This window comes from Sphingomonas sp. PvP055 (assembly GCF_040546365.1).
Classification (GTDB): domain Bacteria; phylum Pseudomonadota; class Alphaproteobacteria; order Sphingomonadales; family Sphingomonadaceae; genus Sphingomonas; species Sphingomonas echinoides_A.
Genome location: NZ_JBEPNS010000003.1, coordinates 112,633 through 134,911, shown reverse-complemented (window position 1 = coordinate 134,911; position 22,279 = coordinate 112,633). Strand labels below are relative to the sequence as shown.

The following is a 22,279-nucleotide window of genomic DNA, read 5'->3' as shown; positions in this document are numbered from 1 at the left end:
TCTAAGGCGATAAGAGCGACGAAACGGGGCGACGTCACCAGTGTCGACGTTCATATGGAAAGCGCTTTTATAACGGTATCGGGCGCACCAACGAACTTTGAATGGGAGGACCTCAGAGCAGAGGTCGAAAAGCTTCGGAAAACGCTCCGAAAGGTTTGGTGAGATCACGGATTCAACCATGCCGCACCGCGCCGCGCGCGGCGCGCAGCTGGTCGAGATCCGACGGTGAGCAACGGCACCATCATACTTCGCCAGTGGCTGCTTGGAACCACGGTCCTCGGTACCGGGACGACGATCGTTCCTGGCGCCGGCAATACCGGAAGCCTCACCCGCAAGATCACCGCCCAAGGGTCCGACGGATCTACGATCACGATTACGTCGACGGCCGTCACGGTGTCCGCGGTTCCGGCCCCGACCTTCTCCGGCAAGCCGACGATTTCCCCGAACAGCGGCGATACATCGGCAACGTTCACCGCGATCGACCCAACCATCGCGAACGGAACAATTACCGCGCGTGCCTGACTGCTTGGAACGGCGATTCCCGGGACCGGAGCCACCATTTTGCCCGGGGCCGGCAACTCGGGATCTTTGACACGCAGGGTCGGCGGTGAACTCGCAGCCCGTTGATAAGGGGCGGCGTTAGATATCGAAGCCGCGGCGCTCGATCTCGGCTAGGATCGCTTCGGCCTCGGGATCGCCGGGTTCGCCTCCGGTTCGCTGATACGACGCGATCAACTCGCGATCGGTCATTGCCGCGGGATCATCGTTGAGCGGGAGTGAGACGGGGCGTTTAATTCGCAAAGACTGATCGCACCTAGCGATCCGCGCAAGCGGTCAAACATGCGGCGGTTTGGCCAAGGCGGCGTCGATCATAGAGTTCCAGTCACGCTGTGCGTTTGATCCGCCCGGCGAGTTGCGCCCCCATGCAACCTCCATTGCTTTGGTCGGCTCGCGCATGGTCATGATGATGGTGCGTGCTTCCTCCGCATAGCTCGCCCACATCGGTTTGCCTTCGTACTGGGTGTTCTGACGATGCCCGTCCAAAGCGCACATTTTGCGCGCGACGCGTTCGACCATGTCCATAGTCATCTCCCTATCCAACCCGCTGGCACATCCCGGCTACGGGTCAGGTGGGGCGGAGGGCGGGAGCAAAGCGGGTCGCAGTTCGGAGACAACCGCAGCTACGACCCTGGCCGCCTGCGTCGCTTGGGGGGACTTGGGCGGTTACCGGTACGATACATCACAGCTTCCAGATCGCACCACTGATTCAAGCGTCAATAGTCCAGCAGCAGCCGGACCCATCGGATCAGGGCTCCCTCTCCTGTCGCGCTCCGAACAGGCGCGGATCGACCCGGAAGAATTTTGTCAGGAGGTCCTGCTCGTTGGCTTTCAAGCCGTCGCCTCTTTCGCCGCGCACAAATCTCGACAGGTAATCGGATGGTCGACCGACCATGCGTGACAAAGGTGCGAGAGGAACCCTGTTTTCTTTGGCGAGCGAGCGCAACGTTTCGCGCACCTGATCGGGCGTGGCGGCGACGCTTGTCTTCATTGGACCGTCCCTGATTCTGCACTTCGTAAAATACTGCGAAACCAAGAACAATTTGTCGATAGCGCTAACAGCTAAAAATTCGGCAGGGGCGGACGAACTGTCGCTGAGCTTTACACTTCGTCGTAGATATCGAAACCAAACTCGCGGAAATCTGCAATCGGCATGGTATTTGCAGACCTGCCGGTCGCAATTCTCGGAGTTAAACATGCGTACCACGTTCCTTGCTGCCGCCGCTGCGATTGCCATCGCGTCGGTTGCTGGCGTTGCCCCTGCTTCTGCTGCTGTGTTCCCCGTGAACGCTACCGCACAAAACACTGCCAACAACGGCTTCTTCACCGCCGCTCCTGGCGGCGCTGGCACGTTCAACGGTTCGTTCGGCGTTCGGAACATCGCCGCGGGTGATTTTTCGGAGTCGTTCACGTTCACCTTGCCAACGAACGGTCTGGGCAGCGGGTCGGTCACCTCGATCGCGTCGGGCTCTCTCGGCGCGCTGACTGACATCAACTTCACGTCAGTTTTCTTCAACGGCATGGCAGCCGACATGGCGCCTAATGGCCGTTTTGAGTTCGCTTCGCTCGGTCTGCTTCCGATCACGGCTGGCAAGCTGAACACGCTCACCGTCAACGGCGTATCGTTTGGCGGCGCATCGATTGGCGGCAGCCTCTCGTTCACCCCGACCTCGGCTGTTCCAGAAACCGCGACCTGGATGATGATGCTCGCGGGCTTCGGCATGACGGGTGCAGGCCTGCGCTATCGCCGCCGCTCGACGACGGCTGTCTACGCCTAACAGACCAATGCTGTCCTAACGATAAGCCGCTGCCCGGAAGGGTGGCGGCTTTTTGCTGCGTGCCGCCTTCGCGAGGGCCGTCCGGTAGAGAGGGGTCTCTACGTTCACGCGCAGCTAAGGCTCCTACCGTTCCTACAAGCCGACCGGCAGCCTTTCAGGCAGTGAAGCGGAATGTCTGGAAACGCCCACGTCCCCGCCATTCACGCTACACTAATTTGATCCCGGGAGCGGATTTTAGCGCGCCAAGTAGTATAGCGCGCGCATGGTAGTTCGAACGACGCCCGGGTACGGCTCGGATCAGATCATCCTAAAAGGTGCCGCGGACATATGAGAATGTCGTTTTCTTTTGTTCCTGTTCTGGCCGGCGCAACCCTGCGGGACCGCCTTATCGCATGTGTGGGCGGGCTGGTTGGCGTAATGCTGACGAGTCTGGTGTCAGCAGCGGCTCTGCATGGACTGGCGCCGCTACCTTTTCTAGTAGCGCCCATCGGTGCTTCGGCCGTGCTCGTTTTTGCCGTTCCGACTAGCCCGTTGGCGCAGCCTTGGTCGGTGGTGGGGGGTAATGTCGTATCGGCGCTCGTTGGTGTAACAGCAGCCCGGTTCGTCCCTATACCGTCTCTTGCGGTTGGGGTTGCAGTCGGCGGGGCAATATTGGCGATGTCGCTGCTTCGTTGCTTGCATCCTCCCGGCGGAGCGGCTGCGTTGACCGCGGTCATCGGAGGCCCTGCGGTGCTGAGCGCTGGCTATGCCTTTCCGTTCGTGCCAGTTGGGATCAATTCGGTCATTCTAATCCTTGCGGGGTTCGCGTTCCACAAGGCATCAGGGCATTCATATCCACACCGTGCCATACCGATAGCGGGCCACGAGCTTGCTGCGTCCGAACTGGGCGTACCGAACCCCGCAGACATCGATTTGGCACTCGCTGACCTTGGCGAAACATTCGATGTGAGCAGAGAAGACCTTGACCTGCTGTTTCGCCGCGTCGAGTTCCACGCGGCAGAACGAAAACGAAACTAAGGCGTCGCGCGTCCGGCCGTGTCTTCTAACCTTCAATCCCAGCCATTCCGCTTTCGCCCAGTTGCGGACATTCGATGAGCTGGCCATGATGGGTTATGCGAGGACGACAACCCCGACCGATACGACTACGGCTTCCACGCATTGGGTGCGCTGCTCGCTTACCTATTTCTTGTGTTCGCAAGGGCGCGCGATTGGTCGTGGCCTGTATCCATTGTCGCACTCGTTATCGTCTCCATCCCGATTGGCCTGGTGCTTGGACGGCTTAAATATCGGATACAGGCGCGAAGCACGAAGGTCCGCTGACCACCGAATTCAGACATTCCGTCCGGACTCACCCAAGGCTTCACTTCGCTTAAAGCGGTGGCGAAAGTGCTTTCCTACAGTGTCCGTCCTGTGGTGCAGGCTCGTGGATGCGCCACCAACCAGCCAATCCGCCAGCTACAGAACCGCCGTCTAGTCCGATCCGGCCAGTCTCACCCCCTTCTCCGTACATCGGCGGCAAGCGCAACCTATCGCGCCGTCTCTGCGCCCTGATCGATGCGACACCGCACGACACCTATGTCGAGCCGTTCGTCGGCATGGGTGGCGTGTTCCTGAAGCGCACGCGCCAGCCCCGGGCCGAGGTGATCAACGATCCGTGTCAGCCGGATCAATATCGCGTACCGCTCGCCGGTCCCAAACACGGTGGAAGAAGTTCGGCTTTCCCCATATCCGCACGGCGCTGATGTACTCGTCACCGCGGAACCCGACGAAGTGCGTCGCCGATATCACGTCCACAGCGCTTCTCCTTCAGATTTGCGGCCGGGGGTGCAAGGGCGGCGTCGATCATCAAGCGGCAATGCGCCTTGACGTCGAACTCGAAATCCTTGCCGGTGTTGAAGCCGTGGTTGACCATCGCCTCGGTCGGTTCGTGCATCGATCTAAAGTCCGTGCAAGACTCCGGCTCGATGGAGCGTGGTATCAATCTGACCCACACGAGCGCGAAAACGTGGATCGGACAATCCACCGTATCGTCCCACAAACTCTGCGTTCGAGAGACCGTCTTCCTGGTTTGTAAGCTCTGCCGGCAGCAACTCCTCTGCTGTCGCGATCTTAAGCTTGCGAGCTAAGGCTGCGGCGTTCTGGGGCCGAACGGCGGCCTGTGCTATTTCATAACCGGACCGGTCTGCCGCTAGGTCAGCAAACGAAAAACCTGTGGGGTCGCCAATCGCGAATTCGGATTGCTTGGCAAGGCTGTCCGCCAACTCTTTCCAGTCGCCCATCGCTTCCGCCAAGTGCGTGCTGGTTCCTGCCGCGAGCGCTGCAGAAAGTGCCCAATGCTTGGGCCAGTCAGCCCTTCCGTGAATGCTCACTAGCGAACCATTGGATGTCCGCGTGAACTTGGTTCGGCACGACGCGGTGTCCGCCCGCGCCTTCCCAGCCAGATCGCCAGCTCGTTCGTCGACAAGCAACATCGCTAATGCGATAAATGTTGCGCGATTATACTCAGCTGTTCCAGCATCAGTATCCGATGTTGTGAAAGCTCGATGTACCTGGTCTGTTAGTTCACCAAGTGGCTCAGCTTGTTCCTGGGAGGCGAGCTTACAGTAAATCCTTGCCACCAAGGCACCGTCTGCAGAGGAGCTGGGGAGTCCAGCCACCTGATCTACCAATCCGCTTTTACGGGGTAGTCGGATATCGGCAATGATCTGATCATCCTTGATCGTCACACCACGCACCAATTGGTCGAGCGGTGGAACATCGACATGACGGAGGCGCAACGCCAGGCGTCCAAGCTCTATCACCCAGCGCGCCGAGGAGCCGCGTAGGTGCACAAGCCCGATCTTTAAATCAACGGGCGGAAATCCCTGGCTGTGACCTTGAACGACGACGCTAATATTCAGCCAACGTCCTCCGTAAAGACGGTGGCTGCCAGCGATGCTCAAGTCTCCCTGCCCAACTTCCATTCTCAAGCGATCGGGCTGGAAACCGTGTGTCGCCAAGGCGCTCATGCCATCAAGCTGAGCGGGACCGAATTGTATGCGAGTGGAACCGGTCGGGTCATTCCGGCTTGCCTTTAACTGTAGAAATGCATCGCGGCCTGCGCCAACCTGTTCAGCGGTCGGCGGCGCGAGCTCATCCACATTGGGCCTGCCGCTACTTGTGGCAAAAAGAATTAAGATTAGGACCAAAATCAGTCCTCCTGCGACAGCAAGAGCAATTCGCAATACCCGCCGTCTGGCGAAATGTCTTTTCACTCGGTATCCCAACTGGCGAACGCGGGTCCCAGTTCGGAGACAACCGGAGCTACGACCCTGGCCGCCTTCGTCGCTTGGGGGGACTTGGGCGGTTACCGGTACGATACATCACAGCTTCCAGATCGCACCATGGTTTCGAGGGTTGCAAACAAGCAGTTGCCGGATCCATTGGTTCAGGGCTCCTAGTCCTCTCGCTTGCCGAATAGGCGCGGATCGACGCGGAAGAATTTTGCTAGGAACTCCTGCTCATCGGCTTTCAGCCCGTAGCGTCCTGCACCGCGCACAAACCGGGACAGATAATCGGATGATCGACCGACCATTCGTGACAATGGCGCGAGCGGAACCCTGTTTTCTTTAGCAAGCGATCGCAACGTTTCGCGCACCTGATCGGGTGTGGCGGCGACGATAGGCTTCACGAGACCGTCCCTGATTCTGCGCTTTGCAAAATACTGTGAAACCAAGAACAATTTGTCGATAGCGCTAACATCGAAAGGTTCGGCAGGGGCGGACGAACTGTCGCTGAGCTTTACATTTCGTCATGGGCATCGAAGCCACAATCGCTAGAATCTGCAATTGGCATGGCATTTGCAGATCCGCAGGTCGCAATTCTCGGAGTTATAAACATGCGTACCACGTTCCTTGCTGCCGCTGCTGCCATTGCCATCGCGTCGGTTGCTGGCGTTGCCCCTGCTTCTGCTGCTGTGTTCCCCGTGAACGCAACCGCACAAAACAATGCAAACAACGGCTTCTTCACCGCCGCTCCTGGCGGCGCTGGCACGTTCAACGGTTCGTTCGGGGTTCGGAACATTGCCGCGGGTGATTTTTCGGAGTCGTTCACGTTCACCTTGCCAACGAACGGTATGGGCAGCGGGTCGGTCACCTCGATCGCGTCGGGCGCGCTCGGCGCACTGACTGACATCAACTTCACGTCGGTTTTCTTCAACGGCGTGGCGGCCGACATGGCGCCTAATGGGCGTTTCGAGTTCGCTTCGCTCGGTATGCTTCCGATCACGGCTGGCAAGCTGAACACGCTCACCGTCAACGGCGTATCGTTCGGTGGCGCATCGATTGGCGGTAGCCTCTCGTTCACCCCGACCTCGGCTGTTCCAGAAACCGCGACCTGGATGATGATGCTTTCCGGCTTCGGCATGATGGGCGCAGGCCTGCGCTATCGTCGCCGCAGCTCGACTGTCGCTTTCGCATAATCCCGTTTCGCTCTGAAAATGCCGTCAATGAAAATTGGCGGCATTTTCTGGAGCGTCGACCACACAATTTTTGCTACGCTTGGGCGAGCTTGCGGTCATCAATATCGATGTTCATTCCCAGCCATCCTACGATTAAACCATCACCGTTGCGTAATGGTACCGCATGCACCTGCATCCAGCGGTACGCACCGTCCCACCGTCTTAGCCGATATTGTGCCTCAACCGACTGCTGATCGTGGACGGTCTCACGCCACTTGCGCATCGTGGCGATCCGGTCATCGGGGTGGATAGCAGTCGCCCAACCATATCCTTTCCAATCGTCGTAGCTCTGGCCCGTATAAGCCCGCCAGCTCACACTGTCGGTTTCGATCAGGCCGTCCGGCGCGCTTTCCCAAGAAGCAACCGCGATCCCGTCTATTAATAGCCGAGCTCGCTCTTCGCCTTTGTTCCAGGCGGAGTTGTCGGCGGGGAGTTCATAGGCGCTACCTTGCGCTTGAAGACCGGCGGAGCGGACGCCCGGTTCGCGCGCATCTCGTCGTTCGGCCTTTTTCTGGCTGAGCGCAGTATCCGCAGCGACCAAAAGCGCGTCCAGCGTCTGAACGGACGACGCGTGACGGCTGGACCCGATGCTCGCCCCCACCTCGATCGAACGTCCATTCAAGATGTACGGTGCGTTCAAGGATCGTTCGATCCGCATTCTTTGCTCGTCGACGTCGCGGTCACCAGAGGTGTCGAACTGCGCCAGTACAAATTCGTCGCCTCCAATCCGAACGACAACGTCGCCGGCGGCCCCACACCCCAACAATCGATCAGCAACGAGGCACAAGAGACGGTCCCCCGCCTGATGCCCGAACTGATCATTGACGGGTTTGAACTTGTCTAAATCAACGTAATGGAGGGCGATCCGCCCTAGTCGCTCGTTCCGACTGCTGGACTCGAACGCCTGGACGAGCGCGAGACGGTTGCCGAGTCCGGTCAGAGGATCGGTGCGCGCTTGTCGGGCGAGAACTTGTCGCGTTGTGGTCTTGGTACGCTGTGACCGGTAGCGCTGGCGAGCGCTGCGTATGCCCCCCATGAGAAGAGCGAGCAGACACACCGAAGTTAAAGCGGCGTTTACGTTTTCGCGCATCAATAAGATGCATGTCGGGGGGATGACCGAAAGCATCAGGCTCCAGCCGACAATGCACGGCCGCATGGCGACGGTGGATGCAGCACCAGCGGCATAGCCAACCACCAGGATACCAATCGGCATCTGCCATTCTGCGGGCGGAAGCATATAGGCTCGAGCGGCAAAGGCCCCAAAGACCGCTGCGAACCCACAATAACTCAGCGCGAACTGCAGTTCGAACCGCCGCGCTCTAATCGGCGACATTTGTGCCTGGTCACAAAGCTTTCGCCCGGCGAACAGAACACCGAGACGCGCCGCGCTCATTACGCCGCCGGTTACAACGAGCGCTGCCAGCGTGCGATCGGGCGCGGCCCGCACGCTGGCAGCGCCGACCAGTAGAAACAGGACGGTCATGATCACCGCGGGCATTCGCGTCCCGCACATGCTCGAAACGAGTTCTACATACGTCCCTTCAGGCAGGTCGCGAAACGATGGGCGATCGGTGGTTCTCACGGTATCTATCGTATGTGATAAAGATGAAGGGTTTATCCTCGTCTGACCTGGCCGTACCGGTTGGTACGCATGCGGCATGAAAGACTGTCAGATCTCGACCGGCATATGGGGCATTCGGCCAGGATCGGCTCGCAGCAACGCAGGGATCGTTCGGCGCTCGCGGTCAGAATTGGTGCGAGACGCCCGCATAGACCGCGACATCGGGCGCGCTTTTGTTCAGGCCAACGTTGGTACCTAGGTCCAACTGCATGTTGCGGTTTGGCTGCCAAGAAACAGCAACGCTGCCTAGCGCTGGCGTACCGCGGACTTGTGGATCAGGATCATCATCGCGCGTAACCTGCGCACTGAGATCAGCTTTAACGGCCTCACTCAGCGAGTATTCTACCTCCAACGCGCTTCCGTAGAGGGAATGACGACCTCGACCGTCGTCGTTGACCGCAGCAGCCACAATTGGGGTAGCCTGCAGCGAGATCTTGTCTGAGGTACGGTAGGTAACCGGAAGCTGAAACGAGACGCCCCAATCCCCGGCGCCAATTGGTAGCCGCCCGATTGGTAAGATCGCAGTAGCCAAGGCTGACATCGCTAGTCCGGTATCACCCTGACGTTCTATGATTGACGTCTTGACGCCGACGGTCGCGTCGCCAATGCGCCCGGCGCGCTCGACGCTACCGTCCGCGTGTCGATCTCGCGCAAACCCGTATGGTGTCCAGCCGAAGCGAAGTTCGGTTTTCCCCCCAATGCCATAACGAACGGAGGTATCGCCAATTAGGAACGTATCGGTGCGCTCGCCGTCACCCTGCTCCAGCGTCCAGCTGGCGAGCCCCGTTTCGGTCTGGAGGCGGCCGGCCGCGGTGATACAGGCGGTAGTCGTTAGCCCTGGGCGTTCACTGCAGAGCCGGTCCGCATTGCTGTCCTCAGCCTCAGCCCCCACGGCGATGCATGCCACGCTGCAGGCCAGTATCTCTTTAAACCAACGCATCTCTTCCCCCTGAACTGCTTGGGGCACTCACTATCGAACGATCGGCTCCCGTAAAGCGTCACTTTCAAACCGGACTATGGTAAACGAATGCTGAGCAAGATCGCTGGAGCCATACAACGTTGGCGTGTACCGTGCTTCCAGTCAGGTAGGGATAAGATGGCGTGATTTTCAAATCCAATCGCGAAAATGCTGAGCTCGCCCAGGCTGCGGCGAATTCGGCCACACTCGAAAACGTTCGTCTCCGTGAACAGCGATCTGCAGCCGCATATGCCGCGCTGGCGACGCGGGACGAGCGCATTGCGGCAAAGGCTGCGGAACGATCAACCGAGGTACATGTCGAAGGAGAGTGATGACCATTGGTCCCGGGCTGCTCTCGATGTGTATCCGCGCAGTCCCGACCGCGCTACCTAGGAGACGTGTGTCCGATCGGATGCGGCGGGAGTGTTTACGAGCAGCGGTGCATCAGAAGGCAGGGGCGAACTGCACGTGCGTCACGGACGACCATTGCCTGTCATGACCTCCAGCTTTTGTATAATGGCGTCTTGATCGGCGAGCGCCTTTCGGATCGTCGCCATCATTGCGAGGGCTGAAAGCCTGTATTCAGGCCACCGAACTCCAACGTCAGCGTGCGTCCACTTCCATTGAAACGCCGTGTAGTCCGTACCTAGTTTTATGCATTCCGCCTTCAGTTGCCGCCCGATTTTTTGCCGGGGACCGCCCTGCTGGATCATGGGGTCAAAAAGGGCTTTGTGTTTGAAAACTTGGAACTCCTGCATCCGCTTCGACAATTCCTGCCGAAACTGCAGAAGGGCATCCCAAGCTTCGTTGTGACCGAGATTCAACCACGGCCGCGCACGGTCTAACGTCCTGGTCACACCGTCTCTATGATCTCTGTATTCACGGACGGCAGCAGAAATTGCCATTGCGTTTAACTCCCGTGCGACTGCGATATCCAGCGATAGCAGGCGATACTGATTAAGCTCCGAATCCGGTCGATCGTAGGTATGGCACCGTAAAATACCTAATTAAAACAAGATGACCGCCCCGAAAGCGCTTTCCTACAAGATCGGCTCTGTGCTCCAGAACTGCGGATGCGTCACAAATGTTCAAACATGCTGGCAGGCGAATTACCTTCGAGGGCCGTCCGCCCGGTTTCGCCCCCTGCCCCGTATATCGGCGGCAAGCGCAACCTCTCACGCCGGCTCTGCGCCCTGATCGTTGCGACACCGCATGACACCTACGTCGAGCCGTTCGTCGGCATGGGCGGCGTGTTCCTGAAGCGCACGCGCCAGCCCCGGGCCGAGGTGATCAATGATATCTCCGCGGATGTCACCACCCTCTTCCGGATCCTCCCGCGGCATTACCCCCAGTTCATGGACGTGCTGAAATGGCAGATCACCAGTCGGGCGGAGTTCGATCGCCTCCGCGCGGCGACACCGGAGACGTTGACCGACCTCGAGCGGGCAGCGCGCTTCCTCTACCTTCAGCGGCTCTCGTTTGGCGGTAAGGTCGACGGCCGGAACTTCGGCGTCGATCGGCGGACGCCGGCACGCTTCGACGTAACGAAGCTCGCGCCAATGCTCGATGAGCTCCACCAGCGCCTGACTGGCGTCGTGATCGAACGCTTGCCCTACGCCGACCTGATCCGGCGATACGACCGGCCCGAGACGCTGTTCTTCCTGGATCCGCCTTATTGAGGCTGCGAGGGCGACTATGGGCCCGGTGTGTTCGAGCGTGCGGACTTCGAGCGCTTGGCCGAGCAGCTGGCGGGGATCGCCGGACGCTTCATTCTGACGATCAACGCCACTGGTGGTGCCCGGGACGTTTTCGGATGCTTCGACCTCGAGGAGGTGGATACGACGTACTCGATCGGCACATCTGCCGCTGGCGCGGGCAAACCGGTCAAGGAGTTCATTGTGCGCGGATAGCAACCTGCTCCGGCCTCGACACTAATCAACGTGATGAGTTGAATCGAAAAGCCGCCGGTCCACGGACCGGCGGCTTAGCGTTCTCCTCGCGGAAAAACCTCAGGCGTATGCAACCTTCATGTTACGGCGGCGGTAGCGCATCGCGCTTCCCATCATGCCAAACCCAGCGAGCATCATGCCCCACGTCGCAGGTTCTGGCACCGCGCTTGGCAACGGTGTACCTGCGCCGATGTTGGCAAAACGGACAGTGCCGCCCATTACTAGAAATTCACCGACACCGTCGCCCCAGAACGAGACGGTATTAAACGTGCTGCTATTGTCAAATGCGCCGACAAACACACCTGCTCCGCCATTCGTCAGGAACTGATCGCCGAACGTCGTCGAAGCGCCGACCTGAATCGGGGAGCTATTACCGAACTGGATCCAAAGGTTCGATGGTTGGCAGCAGGTCGCCCAGTCACCAACTTCAAACCCAAGCGCGTTAATTGCATTTGCGAAGGTGAATGCTACGCCGCTATCTTTGTAAAGCAGCGAGTTCGATCGCGGGTCGCTGTTCGGTCCGTTGGGGCTGATGTCGATCACGCCTCCCGACGTCGTCCGATTTGGAGATGAACCGGATAGTTGATAGGGCGCGCTTACGAAGACGCCGCCACCATTTGGCCTTGAAATTGTAAAGTCTGTGTAGGCACCATTGGACCCGGTCGGCAACACAAACGCAGACGGCGTATTCCCAGTGCCGACTACCGTCGAGTTAAAGTTAGCGACACCTGCGTCGAAATTGTCGAATACCGCGTAAGTACTCGCCGAAGTGGGTACTGCATAAATTAAAGCGGACGCGGCAAATGCGATTATCGATTTAAGCATTTCAATTCTCCCGGTCGATTTATTATGGTTAGATCGAAAGTGTGGAGATTGGTTATTATTATTAGAACATAGTTGTTGATCGAGAAAAGTCGGCTTTGACTAATCTCGACTTTCGAGGACTTCCCGCTCCCCACCAAGCACATAGCTGTGAAAGCTAGTACTATTTCCCTTTGAGCAAAAAGCGCGCCAATCGCAGAAAAGCGTACTTTATATCGTTTCGGTCGTAATATGTGTAATAAGCAACGACAGTTATGCCTCACAGTTGGCACATTCGTATGCGGCATGATCGTCATCCTAAAGAGCTAGTTTAGGATTTTCCTTTCGTTGAGCAGGGCCTGCATGAACCATATGATCTCGACGAGCATTTAATTTTGGCAGAGACTGAGTCTTTGTTTTATAACGATAAATTATCTTACGCATGATTGAAGTGGCCTATTCTGCTCGAGTACAGCGGTCATTCCGTACTTATGAAACAACGACCTATACGATCGCCACCGCAGCGACAGGCGGCGGACAGTGGGGAAGGAACTGATCGTACGAGGGTAGAGGCGCGTTTGCGGTTGCCCGGTCGGGAGCAAGTCAGGACGGTGCCGAGGCGGTTTGCCTCGACAGCGATCACTTCGTCATCCAGACTTGCGCGATGTGTAACCGTGCCCGAAATAGCTATGAGCCAGATACGCTCTATGCCCACTTCGGCACGGTGTTCGGCCCCGATCGGCCGATGGACAACCGCTTTAAACCAAGCGAACTGATGCCACGCAGCCGGGCGTACTCAATCCGCGAGGCCGACCGCGGCCGCTGCCTGGACGTCATGAGTTGGGACGTTCTTGGGGGCGGCGCGGCTTGGCCAATGACGAACGTGCGCAACCTCGCCCTGCCCCAGTAGCGCGCCCTCGCCGCTCGCCCGGAAAATCAGTGCCTCATTCCGCTCAGCGAGTTCTGCGAATGGACGCTCGAAGCACACGATCTGGGGGACGGCAAGAAGCCGCTCAAAGGGGAAATGTGGTTCCAGGTGACCGACCAAGCCCTCTTCGCCGTTGCGGGCTTCTGGCAGCCAACGGCCAGGGGTAATCGCTTCACTATGGTCACGTGTAACCCGAACGAACTCGTGGCGCCGATCCATCAGAAAGCGATGATCACCGTCCTCGAGGAAGCAGACCACGATCGCTGGTTGCGCGGCAGCTACGACGATGTTGTGGCTCTGCAGCGACCCTACGCGGCTGAACGAATGACGGTTCGCGGGCCGGTATTCCCGATGCGCCGCGCCTGAATGTATGCCGCGAGTCCCCTGACCCAGGATGGCAATAACTTCGGCGACACCCTAGATAGTGAGCTGAAGGGGATCAGAAGATGGCGTTCAAGACGAACCGAGAGAACGCAGAAATAGCTCAAGCGGCAGCAACGTCAGCGACGCTCGAGAACGTTCGGATCCGGGAGCAGCGGTCAGCCAACGCTTATGCCGCGTTGGCCACCCGAGATGAGCGTATCGCAGGTAAGGCGGCAGGTTTGCAATCTGGGGATCGGGCCAACGATGAGGTGACTAACGATTGAATTGGAGCCGATGCCAGTCGGATATGGCGGCATCAACCGTCCTTTTGCCCAAGACCTCTTCAGACGCTTCGAGGTTGTCGAGGTGGATACGACGTACTCGATCGGTGCGTCCGCGGCCGGCGCGGGCAAGCCCGTCAAGGAGTTCATCGTTGGGGGCTAGTTTCCTGTTGGAAAGCAGAGCCCAGTCTGTCTAAGATCAGGGCGCATCGGTTGCCACTGATGGCATGCCCGGAGTGTGGACCCCTCGGTCATGGAGAGACCTCAGCTCGGCAACCGATGCGTTCTAACCCACCGTTGAGAGCGGGATAGGTAAGGTTCGCCCCCGAACCATTACTGCCATATTTTGTGGCGGTTCCCTCAAACAGGGCAAGCGGGGTTTTACCCGCGCTCGTTCCACGTTTGTTCGTTAGTCATGGTTCTAGGGTTAGGACTCATAACCACCAGGTGACGGCTGCCACGAGGTAGATCGCGCCGAGGAAGTTTGTGGCGAGCTTGTCGTAGCGAGTGGCGATGCGACGATAATCTTTGAGGCGGCAGAACATGCGCTCGACGGCGTTTCGGCCTTTGTAGAGTGAGCGCGAGAAGCAGCTTTTCCAGCGCCGGTTCGCCTTGGAGGGAATGTTGGGCACGGCACCCTGGCGCTCGATCAGGTCGCGGATCGCGTTGCTGTCATACGCCTTGTCCGCCAAAACGATGCTGCGCGGCGGGAGATCGTCGAGGAGGACATCGGCAGCACGGCAGTCGGCAACGTTACCGCCGGTCAGCAGGAAGCGGAGCGGGCGACCTTCGCAGTCGGTAAGGGCGTGGAGCTTGGTGTTGCGTCCGCCTCGGCTGATCCCGATCGCCTGGACGAGCGCCCCCTTTTCCGCCGCCCGCCGAGCGGTGCGCCTTCATATGTGTGCTGTCGATCAGGACTTCGGCAGGCGGTCCGCCCGCTGGCGCCAGCGTGACGAAGATCTCTTGCCAGATGCCTTTCGCCGCCCACCGGACGAACCGGTTGTACAGCGTCTTTCTCGGACCGTAGCAGGCCGGTGCATCGACCCAGCGACCGCCCGATCTCACCACATGGATGATGCCGCTGATCACACGCCGGTCATCAACCCGAGCAACCCCTCGAACCTTGTCCGGCAGCAACGGCCGAAGCCGCTCGAACTGCTCTTCACTCAACCACAACTCGCTCAAACCCACGCTCCTGCTGTCGCCGAGCCTGAATCACATTCGCGCCGCCAAAGGAATCCCGTTTATGGGTCCTGACCCTAGGGTCAGGACGGCAATTAGATACGTGACGTACCGACAAACCTTTCAGGCTCTGCGAATTTGGAGGATGAGGCCCCGATGGTCGACGGTGTACGTCCCGATTGGTGGCTCGTCGAATATCGCGGTGCGGAGATACCCGGCCGCGCCGAACGACTCAGATCGCTTGCCCTGCCGTTGCCACAGCATCACGCAGCGCCATAACGGCGAGCCTTCTGGACCAGAGATGCAAAGCACCTTAGGAGACGGTGATCTCAAAAAACGCTCGATCTCGGCACGGACAATCGCTTTGGACATGAGCGGGTTCTCGCACCGGTCTCGATCACTGTCGATGCCGTAGGCGGCCTTGTCCAGCATCCGCGGAGTCCTCGCGAGCGCACCTTCACCGTTATGAAACCCGGGTAGCGGGCGCTTTCGTCGACATCATCGGGCATGCCCCAGCTCTTAAAGGCTTCGACGTCGAGCCGGGCGAGGTTAACGCTGGTAGCCTATGAGGACGAACGTCCGCTTACCGGGCGTGGCCTGCGGAAAGCGGCCTTTCTGCTTTCCGCCAAAAAAACGGCGATGCGGCCCCCTGCCCCGCAGTCTGAACGAACGACCGTTTACGCCGTTCGATTTCCAAAAGCGGACGGGCGGCTTTCCACCCATGTTGTCTAAATGTAGACGGTTCGGTTTTCGAAGGGTCAAGCGATCTTTGCCATAAGGCGACCGGCGGCACCTTGCTCTGCCGCAAGATTCCGATTGTACGCAAGCGGCATCCGCGCTGATTTCCACCGCAAAGTGTCCATAATACCCGCCAGATCCTCGCCACTGGCAAACAGGTCCTGGTTAAGCCCAATACGCGTCGAGTGGGAGCTGATGCCTTTGAGCAGTCGAGCGATATCCTCTTCAGTCAGGTCGGGCAGCGCACTGCGGTCAAACGCGCGCTGGATAATCGATCGGAAGATCGGTCCGATCGAGCCTGGATGCAACGCTACAATGCCAACGTCATACGCCACGCGCGCCTCCACCGCAGGTTTGGAAAGTGTCTTGCGCAGATCCCACGTCTCCCGACCCGAGATGCTATGGATCGAGCGGCCACGCACCGCTGTGCAAGCCTTGTAACGACGCACTTGCACACGTCGGAAAAGCGGCCCAGTTGTGATCTCGGCCGCCTCGGTCCAGGCAGCTATCGCCGCAACGGTCCGCGGGCTGAGATAGGCAGTGGCTCCCTCCCCATCCTGATCACCCTTGTGTCGCAGGATTTCCAGCAGCCGCGCTTCGGGGTCGATCGCTTCCTTGATATGGTCGATGGCGACTGCCACCAGCTCAGATGCGCGCAAACCTGTGTCATACGCAGTCGAAAGGAGCGCGCGATCGCGCAGTTCAGGCAGATCATCCCCGCAGCTTTCGAGCAAGGCCCGGATATTAAGCCCGCGCGCCTTGTCGCGCTCGACATCGCGCACTGGGCCTTTGAACCGGAGCGGCCGCGCCTGTTTCTGCGCCGTCCCCTTCTTGCGGCGTACAGCCTGTAGCCGCAGCTTGACCAGCGGGGCGGGCGTCGGATCCTTGAGATCAAGCAACTGGTGGATTTTAGCAATCGACGCCTTGTAACGGGACAACGAAGCCGGCCGGCTCCCCTTTCCTGCTCGGGCATCAAGATAGTCTGCCACAGTCTCGGCCGTCGCCGGTAGCGCGATCCGGCTAGTGTGCCGACACCACGCGTCGAACGCCGCAATGTCGGATTTGACCGCCCGGATGCTGTGGGGCGACGAGGCCGCCTGGTAAGCGGCGATAAGCGGCTCATTGACGGCGATGCGCTCGCCCGCACGCATCTGTACAATTATCCAGGAGAGATCGTTCGGTGGCCTGATCGCCGGCACGCTCGCCTCAGGTGCTGCAATAGCGGTCTTATGCCCTTCCGGCGCGGTTTTTGTGCCCATTGCGCGCCTTACTCCTCCGCAACGCATGTACCGCACCTTATAAGGGTTGGTCAATTTCGCTTATGTGATAACTGCAATTATCATATATGCATACATCAGTAGCCTGCCCACGCTAGACTGAGATGCCCCGTTAGGGATATACTCGCATTGTGACGCGCGCTATTCCTGACCTTTCGAAGCCGGTTTGGACTTCCAAACTCGTGGCTGCTCTTGAGCGCGCCGCGGCGGCCATAGGCAGGCTAGATGCCCGCGTTTGCGTCAGTCCGGTCGCTGCACCGTGGGCCATTCGCGCTTCTTGGACGGGGTATGCCACCGCGCTCAGGGGGCAGTCTGTAGAAATTGACGAAATCGACATTTTCGGTCAGGAATGTGCGATCAAACTCCCCGGTCGACCGCTGATCCCGACCCATACGGAAGATCCCGCGGCCTTGCACGAATGGCAAGCGCGGTTGCGGCAACGCGAGCCGCACTATTGGCGGGACATTGCCACTATGCCGACCGCCGTGGGCGAGGACTGGAACCGGCGCCCCGCACTGCTTCGGACTCTAGAGGTCACCGCGCATCATGCGCGAGCCGACGCTACCATCGCTCCGTGGCTGACGTTCCCCGCCCTGCTCCGCTCGATGGCCGTCACTCGGGCAACGCTCCCGTGTCTCACAGTCGGCGATAAGGCGATGCGCCTCGCTCCGCGCGAGGGCGAGGCCATCATCCTACGCAACCTGCGTGGTCTTGCCGATCGCGCCGACGAGGCTCTTGATCGACTCCAGGCGCTTGAGGATCACCGGCTGCGGACAGCCGAAGCGATCCGTGCCGCGCACCGGCCTGGGAGGCTTCTGGAACTCGCCGCTCTGGTTCAGTTCGCGCCGGTGGTGAGCCCGCGTCAAATTGCACAGCGTTTAAACATGACACTTTCGGGGGCCGGAAAGCTGCTTGCACGCGCCGCAGACCTCGGACTGCTCGCCGAGGTCAGCGGTCGAATGGCTTGGCGCGCCTATATGGCCCCGGATATCGCAATAGCGTTCGGGTACGTCACCCGACCGGTCGGACGACCCCGCGCCGCACCGCGACAGCTAACGGAGCTCGAACCAACCTTGACGGCTTTCGATCGCGAGATGGTGGCTCTAGATCTCGTCCTCGAGAAGTTCGGTGTGATCAGTCCTGCGGAAGAGCCAATCTCCTAGATTCAACCTCACCGCGCAGAAGGACGCGTCGCACAAAGCTCAACGCATCGAGTTCTGGTATCTCCCTTACGTCCAGTGCTGATCGAGCACCTCTCGTATCGCTTTCTCCGCGTCTTCCCGCGAAGCTCCACTTTTATGTAACAGCGTCAGGCGGACACCCTTGCGATCGGCGCTTTCGATCCGAAGAACAGCTTTCCCCTTAGAGGACGAGATGGTCTGGACCGATCCTGACCTCTTGGGGGATCCTGACTTTCTGGGGGGGGGTGCAGCTGCGGTCAACGCCCGGATAATATCAAGTACGGGCATCGGGGGTTCCGGTGTCTATCTGCCGCTTCCTTAGCATTGCAGCCTCCTGAAAGACCCGAACTCGCTTTTCCTCTGGCTTCAGTAGTGGCTTCAAAGCGATCACGTTTCGGATCGTAAGCGACTGCGGTTCCGGGAATGCCGCCATTAAGCCCTCGGGCAGGCGCGCCAGATCAAGATACCGAGTTAGCCAGCTTTCACTGACGTTGATCCTCTCCGCCATCGTCTTTTGGCGCCCACCATAATAGGCCTCGAGCGCCCGGAGATAATCGCGCGCGCGCTCGAGGTCGGTAAGATCGTCGCGGGCTCGGTTTTCGATGTCAGCCAGCCGGAACGCTTCCTCATCGCCGATTTCCCGAATGTCGACGAGCAATTTGAAGTCTGGATAGTTGTGCGACCGGAGCCAGCTGATCGTCCAGTGGCGGCGCGCTCCGCAGATTACCTCGAAGTCGCAATCCGGATCGCCCGAAACGCGGCGGACGATGGCCGGCATCTCCTGCCGACCCTGCGCCTTGATGCTCTCGATCAAATCTTCGCAGCGTTGCTCATTCAGCAACCCATATTCGCGATTATGCCCGGACCACATGCGACAGCGTGCTGGATCGACCAGTTCGTGGGTCCGGGTGATCACGGCACCCGAAGCGAGTTCCGCAATTCGGTTGCTTCGCCCCGTGAGGACATTGTTTGCGATCCCGCTACGTCTCGGCGCGGCCTCATTGCTGAGGTCGATTCCGGCAGCTAGATCGGCTGCAAATCCACTGTTCTTCCCGCTCATGCAGCCCTCCGGTTCTCGCAAATTGCACGCGTGCAATTTCGCTTTTTCACGCCAGTGCCTCCTGGCGCAAGCGGGCACGATGGCTTGGCCACATCGACCGCACATCGATCTCGATTTCCTGATTTACACCGTCGAGATAGGCGAGGCATCGGTTACGAACCTGCGAGCTGGTGGCTGGCCCGTCTAACTCATAGACCGTCATTAATCGCGCCGTAGCGTTGTCGATTTCGGCGGAGTCCTTTAGCGGCGTGCGGATCATGGCATGCCCGAAAAGGGTTCGCATGAGGTTCAGCAGTTCTTTCTGCATCGACTTGTTCTCGTCGACCTTCGACGCGACAAACCGAAGGAACTGCAGATCGGGAGCTAGGCCGCGTTCCGTCAGCTGTTCGATCGTCTCGTCGAGCATCGACAGAAATGCTGCGGTTGAGGAAAAGTCCATCACCGTCGGCGGCACCGGCACAATGAGTGCATTGGCGGCGCGAAGGACTGAAAGCGAGATAGCGCCGAGCGCGGGGGGCGGGTCCATCACGATCACGTCGAACCTATCCGAAATGCTGTCGATGCCTACCCTCAGGCGATCGAGCAGTTCGCCGCTGCCACGTGCCATCCTCGCTGCCAGTTCGTATTCAGAGTTGAACAACCGCAAATTAGCCGGAATTAGCTCAAGTCCGTCGAAGTGCGTCTTGCGCAGCGCGTAATCGAGCGATGTCCGCTCCTCTTCCCGCAGGAACGGATAGAGCGTGTCATCCTCCGTAAGATCCAGATCGGGGACATACCCAAAAAGTGTTGTCGTGGACGCCTGGCTGTCGCAATCAATCAATGCGACGCGATACCCGTGAATTGCCAGGTACTGGGCAAGGTGGACCGCGAGCGTCGATTTCCCGACGCCGCCCTTGAAGTTCTGGACCGCAACGACGCAGCACGGATCTTCAGCGGTGCGATAAGGCCGCGTCCCGAACACCCCCCGCATGTCGTTAATCTGAGCAAGCGTGTATCGCTCCCGCCGGTTATTCTCGCCGCGCACCGGCTCTGGAAGCCGACCATCTTTTTCGGCATCTCGGATTGCAGCGGCCGTTCGCCCCACCAGCTCGGCGGCCTTGCTTATGGTAAATGTGGGTTCGCGTCGATCACCAGCACGAGCACTCCGCGCAGAATCCCGGAGCTTCTCGAGCACCGACGACGTGCGGGCAGCGAGTGTCGCCACCGACACTAAGTCTTGGGCGCCCTCAATATCCAATGCCGATGTCACATGCCCGCCTTTTTGAAATTTGGGACATGGTGCGCTTACTTGCGCTTTTTTGTCAATAAACTTAAGAATTGCGAAAGCTGGTGTGGCGAGAAATGCACTTCTGGTCGGCTCCGGAGGCTATCCTGACCTTTTGGGGACAAACGAAATTGCACGCGTGCAATTTTTACGAAGCCCTGCCCCGCCGAGTAACCCAACCCTCACAAAATCCCGTCCAAGCTTTCAGCAATTTTGCTCCTCGAACCTTCTCAATCCGATCGCCCATTTGCTGTCTGAAGCCGTCTGCGATCAGATCGATGTCCCAGCCCCCGCCGTCGTGCCGGGCAATCGCCGCAAGCTCCTCTGCTCCAAACCGGATTGATCCCGACGGAAAGACGAGCTCAGCCGACTTCGCTGGAACGGGGGCCGGCTTCTGCTCTGCCATGGCAGGCACGATCGTCATCACTTCGACCGTTCCATCCCGCCGCTGTCGACGCCCGCCGGAATGGCGTTCGAGCTCATCGACGGTGGCGATAAGCGCTGGTGTGTCCTTCGGTTCAAACCGGAATTCGATCTCCACGACGGTCCGACCCTGCCTGATCTCCCGCCATTCGACGCGGAAATGCGCAAGCTGATCAATCTCAGCCTTTGCTTTCTCAAGTACCTTCCGTCGAAGCTGCGCAAAATCGGTGTAAACTTCGGGAGGTATGCCGAGAGCAGCGCGCAGCGCGGTCATATCCCCGCGCCATGTTGCCTGCCTGCGATGCAGCCGAAGCGCCCCCAGTTCATAAAGCTTGAGCGCATAGTTCGAGCGAAAACCGAGGACTGCCTGACGGTTCAGGACCGCATAAGTCTCGGATGCCTGAATTAGTTTTCTAGCATCAGCGGTAAATTCCCATTCAATCCACCCGGCCTCGCCCTCCTCCTCCGTTTCTTCCCGCGATCGGGAGATGAGAGAGAACAGGGTGGTGGCCTTCTTCCCGCGCCATGATCGGTCATCGACAGCAAAAACAGTGTCCGATGGAGTTCCTGGAGCATGTCCGTGATCCGCTCATTGCCTTTATGGCCGCGGCGAATGTCGGCCTTTCGCATTCGGTGTGGCTTGTCTTCCCAAGCATCCCCGCCTGCAGTTAAAATCATCAAAGCCAGTAATCGCGATGCCGTAAGGCTCAGCGATTCGCCTTTGACGAACTTCACCTCGATGATGTTGCCCGGCTTTGCGAACTCGTCGCCGCCTTTAGCGCGCAATGCCGCAGCCACGCGCATCGAACGGCCCGGAAGCGGCTCCTCGGTGGCCTCCTCGACTACAACAACACTTTCACTATCGCCGGCTTCCATGCCATAACACGATCAGAATCAGAGGTCAGAGGCGTGATTGCTGCCTGACCTGACCTCCACCGTCAAGTCAGGTCAGGACGTTTTTGAATTCAGCATCCCCCAAGTGGTCAGGATGATGACGGTGTCAGATCTGGAAAAGCCCTATTAAAGTCACGAGTCGCGACGAACGTGCGTCCTTGTTGTTGAAACTGGCGATTTTGCGAAATTTGTCGCCGAAACTGGGATCGGAAAACCGATCGGAACGCGATATTTCCGCCGCCCCCAAATGGTCAGGATAACCCCAATCAGTCAGGAAGCTTCCCCCGCCAGGACAGGATGTAGCCCCCAATCGGTCAGCGAAACTCCCCCGCAAGGTCAGGCCACTTCTCGTATGCTATTGAGACTACGCCGTTTTTCGCCCGCGAATTAGAATCTATTGAATCATGAATCCTTCCGCTGCGAGCAGCGTCGTTTTTATAGAGTGATTCTTAAGAAAAAGAGAGTGATCGAAATGGCCATCGATCGATCCCATACTGCTCGCCGTGGCTACGCCCTAAGGCTTGT

At 58.9% G+C, this 22,279-nt stretch carries 23 protein-coding genes and 3 pseudogenes; 11 read left to right on the top strand and 15 right to left on the bottom strand.

The features are described 5' to 3' along the window. Positions 1 to 225: 225 nt before the first annotated feature. Positions 226 to 522 carry a hypothetical protein gene (locus ABIC16_RS20570; RefSeq protein ID WP_354292761.1) on the top strand — a complete coding sequence of 99 codons (297 nt, stop codon included), beginning with the start codon at positions 226 to 228 and terminating at the stop codon, positions 520 to 522. A gap of 312 nt (positions 523 to 834) precedes the next feature. Here the strand turns inward: ABIC16_RS20570 and ABIC16_RS20565 are convergent, their stop codons facing one another. After that, entirely contained in the window at positions 835 to 1,083 is a 249-nt protein-coding gene (locus tag ABIC16_RS20565; RefSeq protein ID WP_354292759.1) for a hypothetical protein, read from the bottom strand. Between the two features lie 223 nt (positions 1,084 to 1,306). Next, positions 1,307 to 1,549: a peptidase S24 gene (locus ABIC16_RS20560; protein ID WP_354292757.1), complete on the bottom strand. Its 243-nt coding sequence runs from the start codon at positions 1,547 to 1,549 to the stop codon at positions 1,307 to 1,309. Positions 1,550 to 1,754: 205 nt separating this feature from the next. Here ABIC16_RS20560 and ABIC16_RS20555 point away from each other — a divergent pair, with 205 nt between their 5' ends. The 3 genes from ABIC16_RS20555 (at position 1,755) to ABIC16_RS20545 (ending at position 4,078) form a co-directional block, all read left to right on the top strand. Further along, positions 1,755 to 2,336 (top strand): FxDxF family PEP-CTERM protein, encoded by a 582-nt coding sequence (locus ABIC16_RS20555; protein ID WP_354292756.1) that lies wholly within the window; start codon positions 1,755 to 1,757, stop codon positions 2,334 to 2,336. A 327-nt stretch (positions 2,337 to 2,663) separates the two neighbouring features. Further along, positions 2,664 to 3,353 carry an HPP family protein gene (locus tag ABIC16_RS20550; protein WP_354292754.1) on the top strand — a complete coding sequence of 230 codons (690 nt, stop codon included), beginning with the start codon at positions 2,664 to 2,666 and terminating at the stop codon, positions 3,351 to 3,353. 410 nt (positions 3,354 to 3,763) lie between these two features. Further along, positions 3,764 to 4,078, top strand: coding sequence for a DNA adenine methylase (locus ABIC16_RS20545; protein ID WP_502958369.1), 315 nt, complete (start codon positions 3,764 to 3,766; stop codon positions 4,076 to 4,078). Positions 4,079 to 4,086: 8 nt separating this feature from the next. On the opposite strand, the gene ABIC16_RS20540 is transcribed toward ABIC16_RS20545, so the two are convergent. The 3 genes from ABIC16_RS20540 to ABIC16_RS20530 all read right to left on the bottom strand — a co-directional run bounded on the left by ABIC16_RS20540 (position 4,087) and on the right by ABIC16_RS20530 (position 6,006). Next, positions 4,087 to 4,269 (bottom strand): hypothetical protein, encoded by a 183-nt coding sequence (locus tag ABIC16_RS20540; protein ID WP_354292752.1) that lies wholly within the window; start codon positions 4,267 to 4,269, stop codon positions 4,087 to 4,089. Positions 4,270 to 4,273: 4 nt separating this feature from the next. After that, the gene (locus ABIC16_RS20535) at positions 4,274 to 5,590 is read right to left on the bottom strand and encodes a hypothetical protein (protein ID WP_354292750.1); all 1,317 of its coding nucleotides are present in this window, start codon (positions 5,588 to 5,590) and stop codon (positions 4,274 to 4,276) included. 182 nt (positions 5,591 to 5,772) lie between these two features. Next, positions 5,773 to 6,006, bottom strand: coding sequence for a peptidase S24 (locus ABIC16_RS20530; RefSeq protein WP_354292748.1), 234 nt, complete (start codon positions 6,004 to 6,006; stop codon positions 5,773 to 5,775). A 207-nt stretch (positions 6,007 to 6,213) separates the two neighbouring features. Here ABIC16_RS20530 and ABIC16_RS20525 point away from each other — a divergent pair, with 207 nt between their 5' ends. Next, complete coding sequence (locus ABIC16_RS20525; RefSeq protein WP_354292746.1) at positions 6,214 to 6,795, top strand: FxDxF family PEP-CTERM protein; 582 nt, start codon at positions 6,214 to 6,216, stop codon at positions 6,793 to 6,795. 73 nt (positions 6,796 to 6,868) lie between these two features. Here ABIC16_RS20525 and ABIC16_RS20520 read toward each other — a convergent pair whose 3' ends face one another. Further along, positions 6,869 to 8,317 carry a diguanylate cyclase domain-containing protein gene (locus ABIC16_RS20520; protein ID WP_354292815.1) on the bottom strand — a complete coding sequence of 483 codons (1,449 nt, stop codon included), beginning with the start codon at positions 8,315 to 8,317 and terminating at the stop codon, positions 6,869 to 6,871. A 262-nt stretch (positions 8,318 to 8,579) separates the two neighbouring features. Then, on the bottom strand, positions 8,580 to 9,395 hold the full coding sequence (locus ABIC16_RS20515) for a transporter (RefSeq protein WP_354292744.1): 816 nt from the start codon (positions 9,393 to 9,395) through the stop codon (positions 8,580 to 8,582). Positions 9,396 to 9,556: 161 nt separating this feature from the next. Here ABIC16_RS20515 and ABIC16_RS20510 point away from each other — a divergent pair, with 161 nt between their 5' ends. After that, a complete protein-coding gene (locus tag ABIC16_RS20510; protein WP_277969335.1) occupies positions 9,557 to 9,745 on the top strand; it encodes a hypothetical protein in 189 nt (62 codons plus the stop codon). Positions 9,746 to 9,886: 141 nt separating this feature from the next. Here ABIC16_RS20510 and ABIC16_RS20505 read toward each other — a convergent pair whose 3' ends face one another. Continuing rightward, complete coding sequence (locus tag ABIC16_RS20505) at positions 9,887 to 10,318, bottom strand: hypothetical protein (protein WP_354292743.1); 432 nt, start codon at positions 10,316 to 10,318, stop codon at positions 9,887 to 9,889. Between the two features lie 189 nt (positions 10,319 to 10,507). On the opposite strand from ABIC16_RS20505, the gene ABIC16_RS20500 reads away from it, so the two are divergent. After that, positions 10,508 to 11,092, top strand: a complete 585-nt coding sequence (locus tag ABIC16_RS20500) for a DNA adenine methylase (RefSeq protein WP_502958368.1) — start codon at positions 10,508 to 10,510, stop codon at positions 11,090 to 11,092. 27 nt (positions 11,093 to 11,119) lie between these two features. Next, a complete protein-coding gene (locus ABIC16_RS21210; protein ID WP_502958367.1) occupies positions 11,120 to 11,323 on the top strand; it encodes a hypothetical protein in 204 nt (67 codons plus the stop codon). A 99-nt stretch (positions 11,324 to 11,422) separates the two neighbouring features. Here ABIC16_RS21210 and ABIC16_RS20495 read toward each other — a convergent pair whose 3' ends face one another. Next, positions 11,423 to 12,187, bottom strand: coding sequence for a PEPxxWA-CTERM sorting domain-containing protein (locus tag ABIC16_RS20495; protein WP_354292742.1), 765 nt, complete (start codon positions 12,185 to 12,187; stop codon positions 11,423 to 11,425). Between the two features lie 640 nt (positions 12,188 to 12,827). Between ABIC16_RS20495 and ABIC16_RS20490 the strand changes: the two are divergent. Beyond that, a pseudogene (locus tag ABIC16_RS20490) lies at positions 12,828 to 13,457 on the top strand (SOS response-associated peptidase family protein). An 80-nt stretch (positions 13,458 to 13,537) separates the two neighbouring features. Beyond that, on the top strand, positions 13,538 to 13,738 hold the full coding sequence (locus tag ABIC16_RS20485; protein WP_354292740.1) for a hypothetical protein: 201 nt from the start codon (positions 13,538 to 13,540) through the stop codon (positions 13,736 to 13,738). Between the two features lie 431 nt (positions 13,739 to 14,169). Here the strand turns inward: ABIC16_RS20485 and ABIC16_RS20480 are convergent. From ABIC16_RS20480 to ABIC16_RS20470, 3 genes are all read right to left on the bottom strand, one after another. Beyond that, positions 14,170 to 14,920, bottom strand: a protein-coding gene (locus tag ABIC16_RS20480) for an IS5 family transposase (protein ID WP_354292738.1) whose coding sequence is annotated in 2 segments (ribosomal slippage) — positions 14,170 to 14,587 and positions 14,586 to 14,920 — 753 coding nt in all. Because the reading frame shifts where the segments join, the coding sequence is not laid out codon by codon here. A gap of 120 nt (positions 14,921 to 15,040) precedes the next feature. Then, complete coding sequence (locus tag ABIC16_RS20475; protein WP_277971169.1) at positions 15,041 to 15,349, bottom strand: hypothetical protein; 309 nt, start codon at positions 15,347 to 15,349, stop codon at positions 15,041 to 15,043. A 326-nt stretch (positions 15,350 to 15,675) separates the two neighbouring features. Further along, on the bottom strand, positions 15,676 to 16,914 hold the full coding sequence (locus tag ABIC16_RS20470; protein ID WP_277971168.1) for a site-specific integrase: 1,239 nt from the start codon (positions 16,912 to 16,914) through the stop codon (positions 15,676 to 15,678). 149 nt (positions 16,915 to 17,063) lie between these two features. Between ABIC16_RS20470 and ABIC16_RS20465 the strand changes: the two genes are divergently transcribed. Continuing rightward, positions 17,064 to 18,095 (top strand): hypothetical protein, encoded by a 1,032-nt coding sequence (locus ABIC16_RS20465; RefSeq protein WP_354292736.1) that lies wholly within the window; start codon positions 17,064 to 17,066, stop codon positions 18,093 to 18,095. A gap of 66 nt (positions 18,096 to 18,161) precedes the next feature. On the opposite strand, the pseudogene ABIC16_RS20460 reads toward ABIC16_RS20465, so the two are convergent. The 3 genes and pseudogenes from ABIC16_RS20460 to ABIC16_RS20450 form a co-directional block, all read right to left on the bottom strand. Further along, positions 18,162 to 19,173: pseudogene (locus tag ABIC16_RS20460) on the bottom strand (ParB/RepB/Spo0J family partition protein). 46 nt (positions 19,174 to 19,219) lie between these two features. After that, complete coding sequence (locus ABIC16_RS20455; protein WP_277971165.1) at positions 19,220 to 20,422, bottom strand: AAA family ATPase; 1,203 nt, start codon at positions 20,420 to 20,422, stop codon at positions 19,220 to 19,222. A gap of 163 nt (positions 20,423 to 20,585) precedes the next feature. Further along, positions 20,586 to 21,664 (bottom strand): annotated as a pseudogene (locus ABIC16_RS20450) (replication initiation protein). Between the last annotated feature and the right edge of the window lie 615 nt (positions 21,665 to 22,279).

Excerpts from the sequence above, each read along its gene's own strand:
- ABIC16_RS20565 (WP_354292759.1), bottom strand. The coding sequence starts at position 1,083 with ATGGACATGGTCGAACGCGTCGCGCGCAAAATGTGCGCTTTGGACGGG.
- ABIC16_RS20560 (WP_354292757.1), bottom strand. The coding sequence starts at position 1,549 with ATGAAGACAAGCGTCGCCGCCACGCCCGATCAGGTGCGCGAAACGTTG.
- ABIC16_RS20555 (WP_354292756.1), top strand. The coding sequence starts at position 1,755 with ATGCGTACCACGTTCCTTGCTGCCGCCGCTGCGATTGCCATCGCGTCG.
- ABIC16_RS20550 (WP_354292754.1), top strand. The coding sequence starts at position 2,664 with ATGAGAATGTCGTTTTCTTTTGTTCCTGTTCTGGCCGGCGCAACCCTG.
- ABIC16_RS20545 (WP_502958369.1), top strand. The coding sequence starts at position 3,764 with ATGCGCCACCAACCAGCCAATCCGCCAGCTACAGAACCGCCGTCTAGT.
- ABIC16_RS20540 (WP_354292752.1), bottom strand. The coding sequence starts at position 4,269 with ATGCACGAACCGACCGAGGCGATGGTCAACCACGGCTTCAACACCGGC.
- ABIC16_RS20525 (WP_354292746.1), top strand. The coding sequence starts at position 6,214 with ATGCGTACCACGTTCCTTGCTGCCGCTGCTGCCATTGCCATCGCGTCG.
- ABIC16_RS20520 (WP_354292815.1), bottom strand. The coding sequence starts at position 8,317 with ATGACCGTCCTGTTTCTACTGGTCGGCGCTGCCAGCGTGCGGGCCGCG.
- ABIC16_RS20515 (WP_354292744.1), bottom strand. The coding sequence starts at position 9,395 with ATGCGTTGGTTTAAAGAGATACTGGCCTGCAGCGTGGCATGCATCGCC.
- ABIC16_RS20505 (WP_354292743.1), bottom strand. The coding sequence starts at position 10,318 with ATGGCAATTTCTGCTGCCGTCCGTGAATACAGAGATCATAGAGACGGT.
- ABIC16_RS20500 (WP_502958368.1), top strand. The coding sequence starts at position 10,508 with ATGCTGGCAGGCGAATTACCTTCGAGGGCCGTCCGCCCGGTTTCGCCC.
- ABIC16_RS20495 (WP_354292742.1), bottom strand. The coding sequence starts at position 12,187 with ATGCTTAAATCGATAATCGCATTTGCCGCGTCCGCTTTAATTTATGCA.
- ABIC16_RS20485 (WP_354292740.1), top strand. The coding sequence starts at position 13,538 with ATGGCGTTCAAGACGAACCGAGAGAACGCAGAAATAGCTCAAGCGGCA.
- ABIC16_RS20475 (WP_277971169.1), bottom strand. The coding sequence starts at position 15,349 with ATGCTGGACAAGGCCGCCTACGGCATCGACAGTGATCGAGACCGGTGC.
- ABIC16_RS20470 (WP_277971168.1), bottom strand. The coding sequence starts at position 16,914 with ATGGGCACAAAAACCGCGCCGGAAGGGCATAAGACCGCTATTGCAGCA.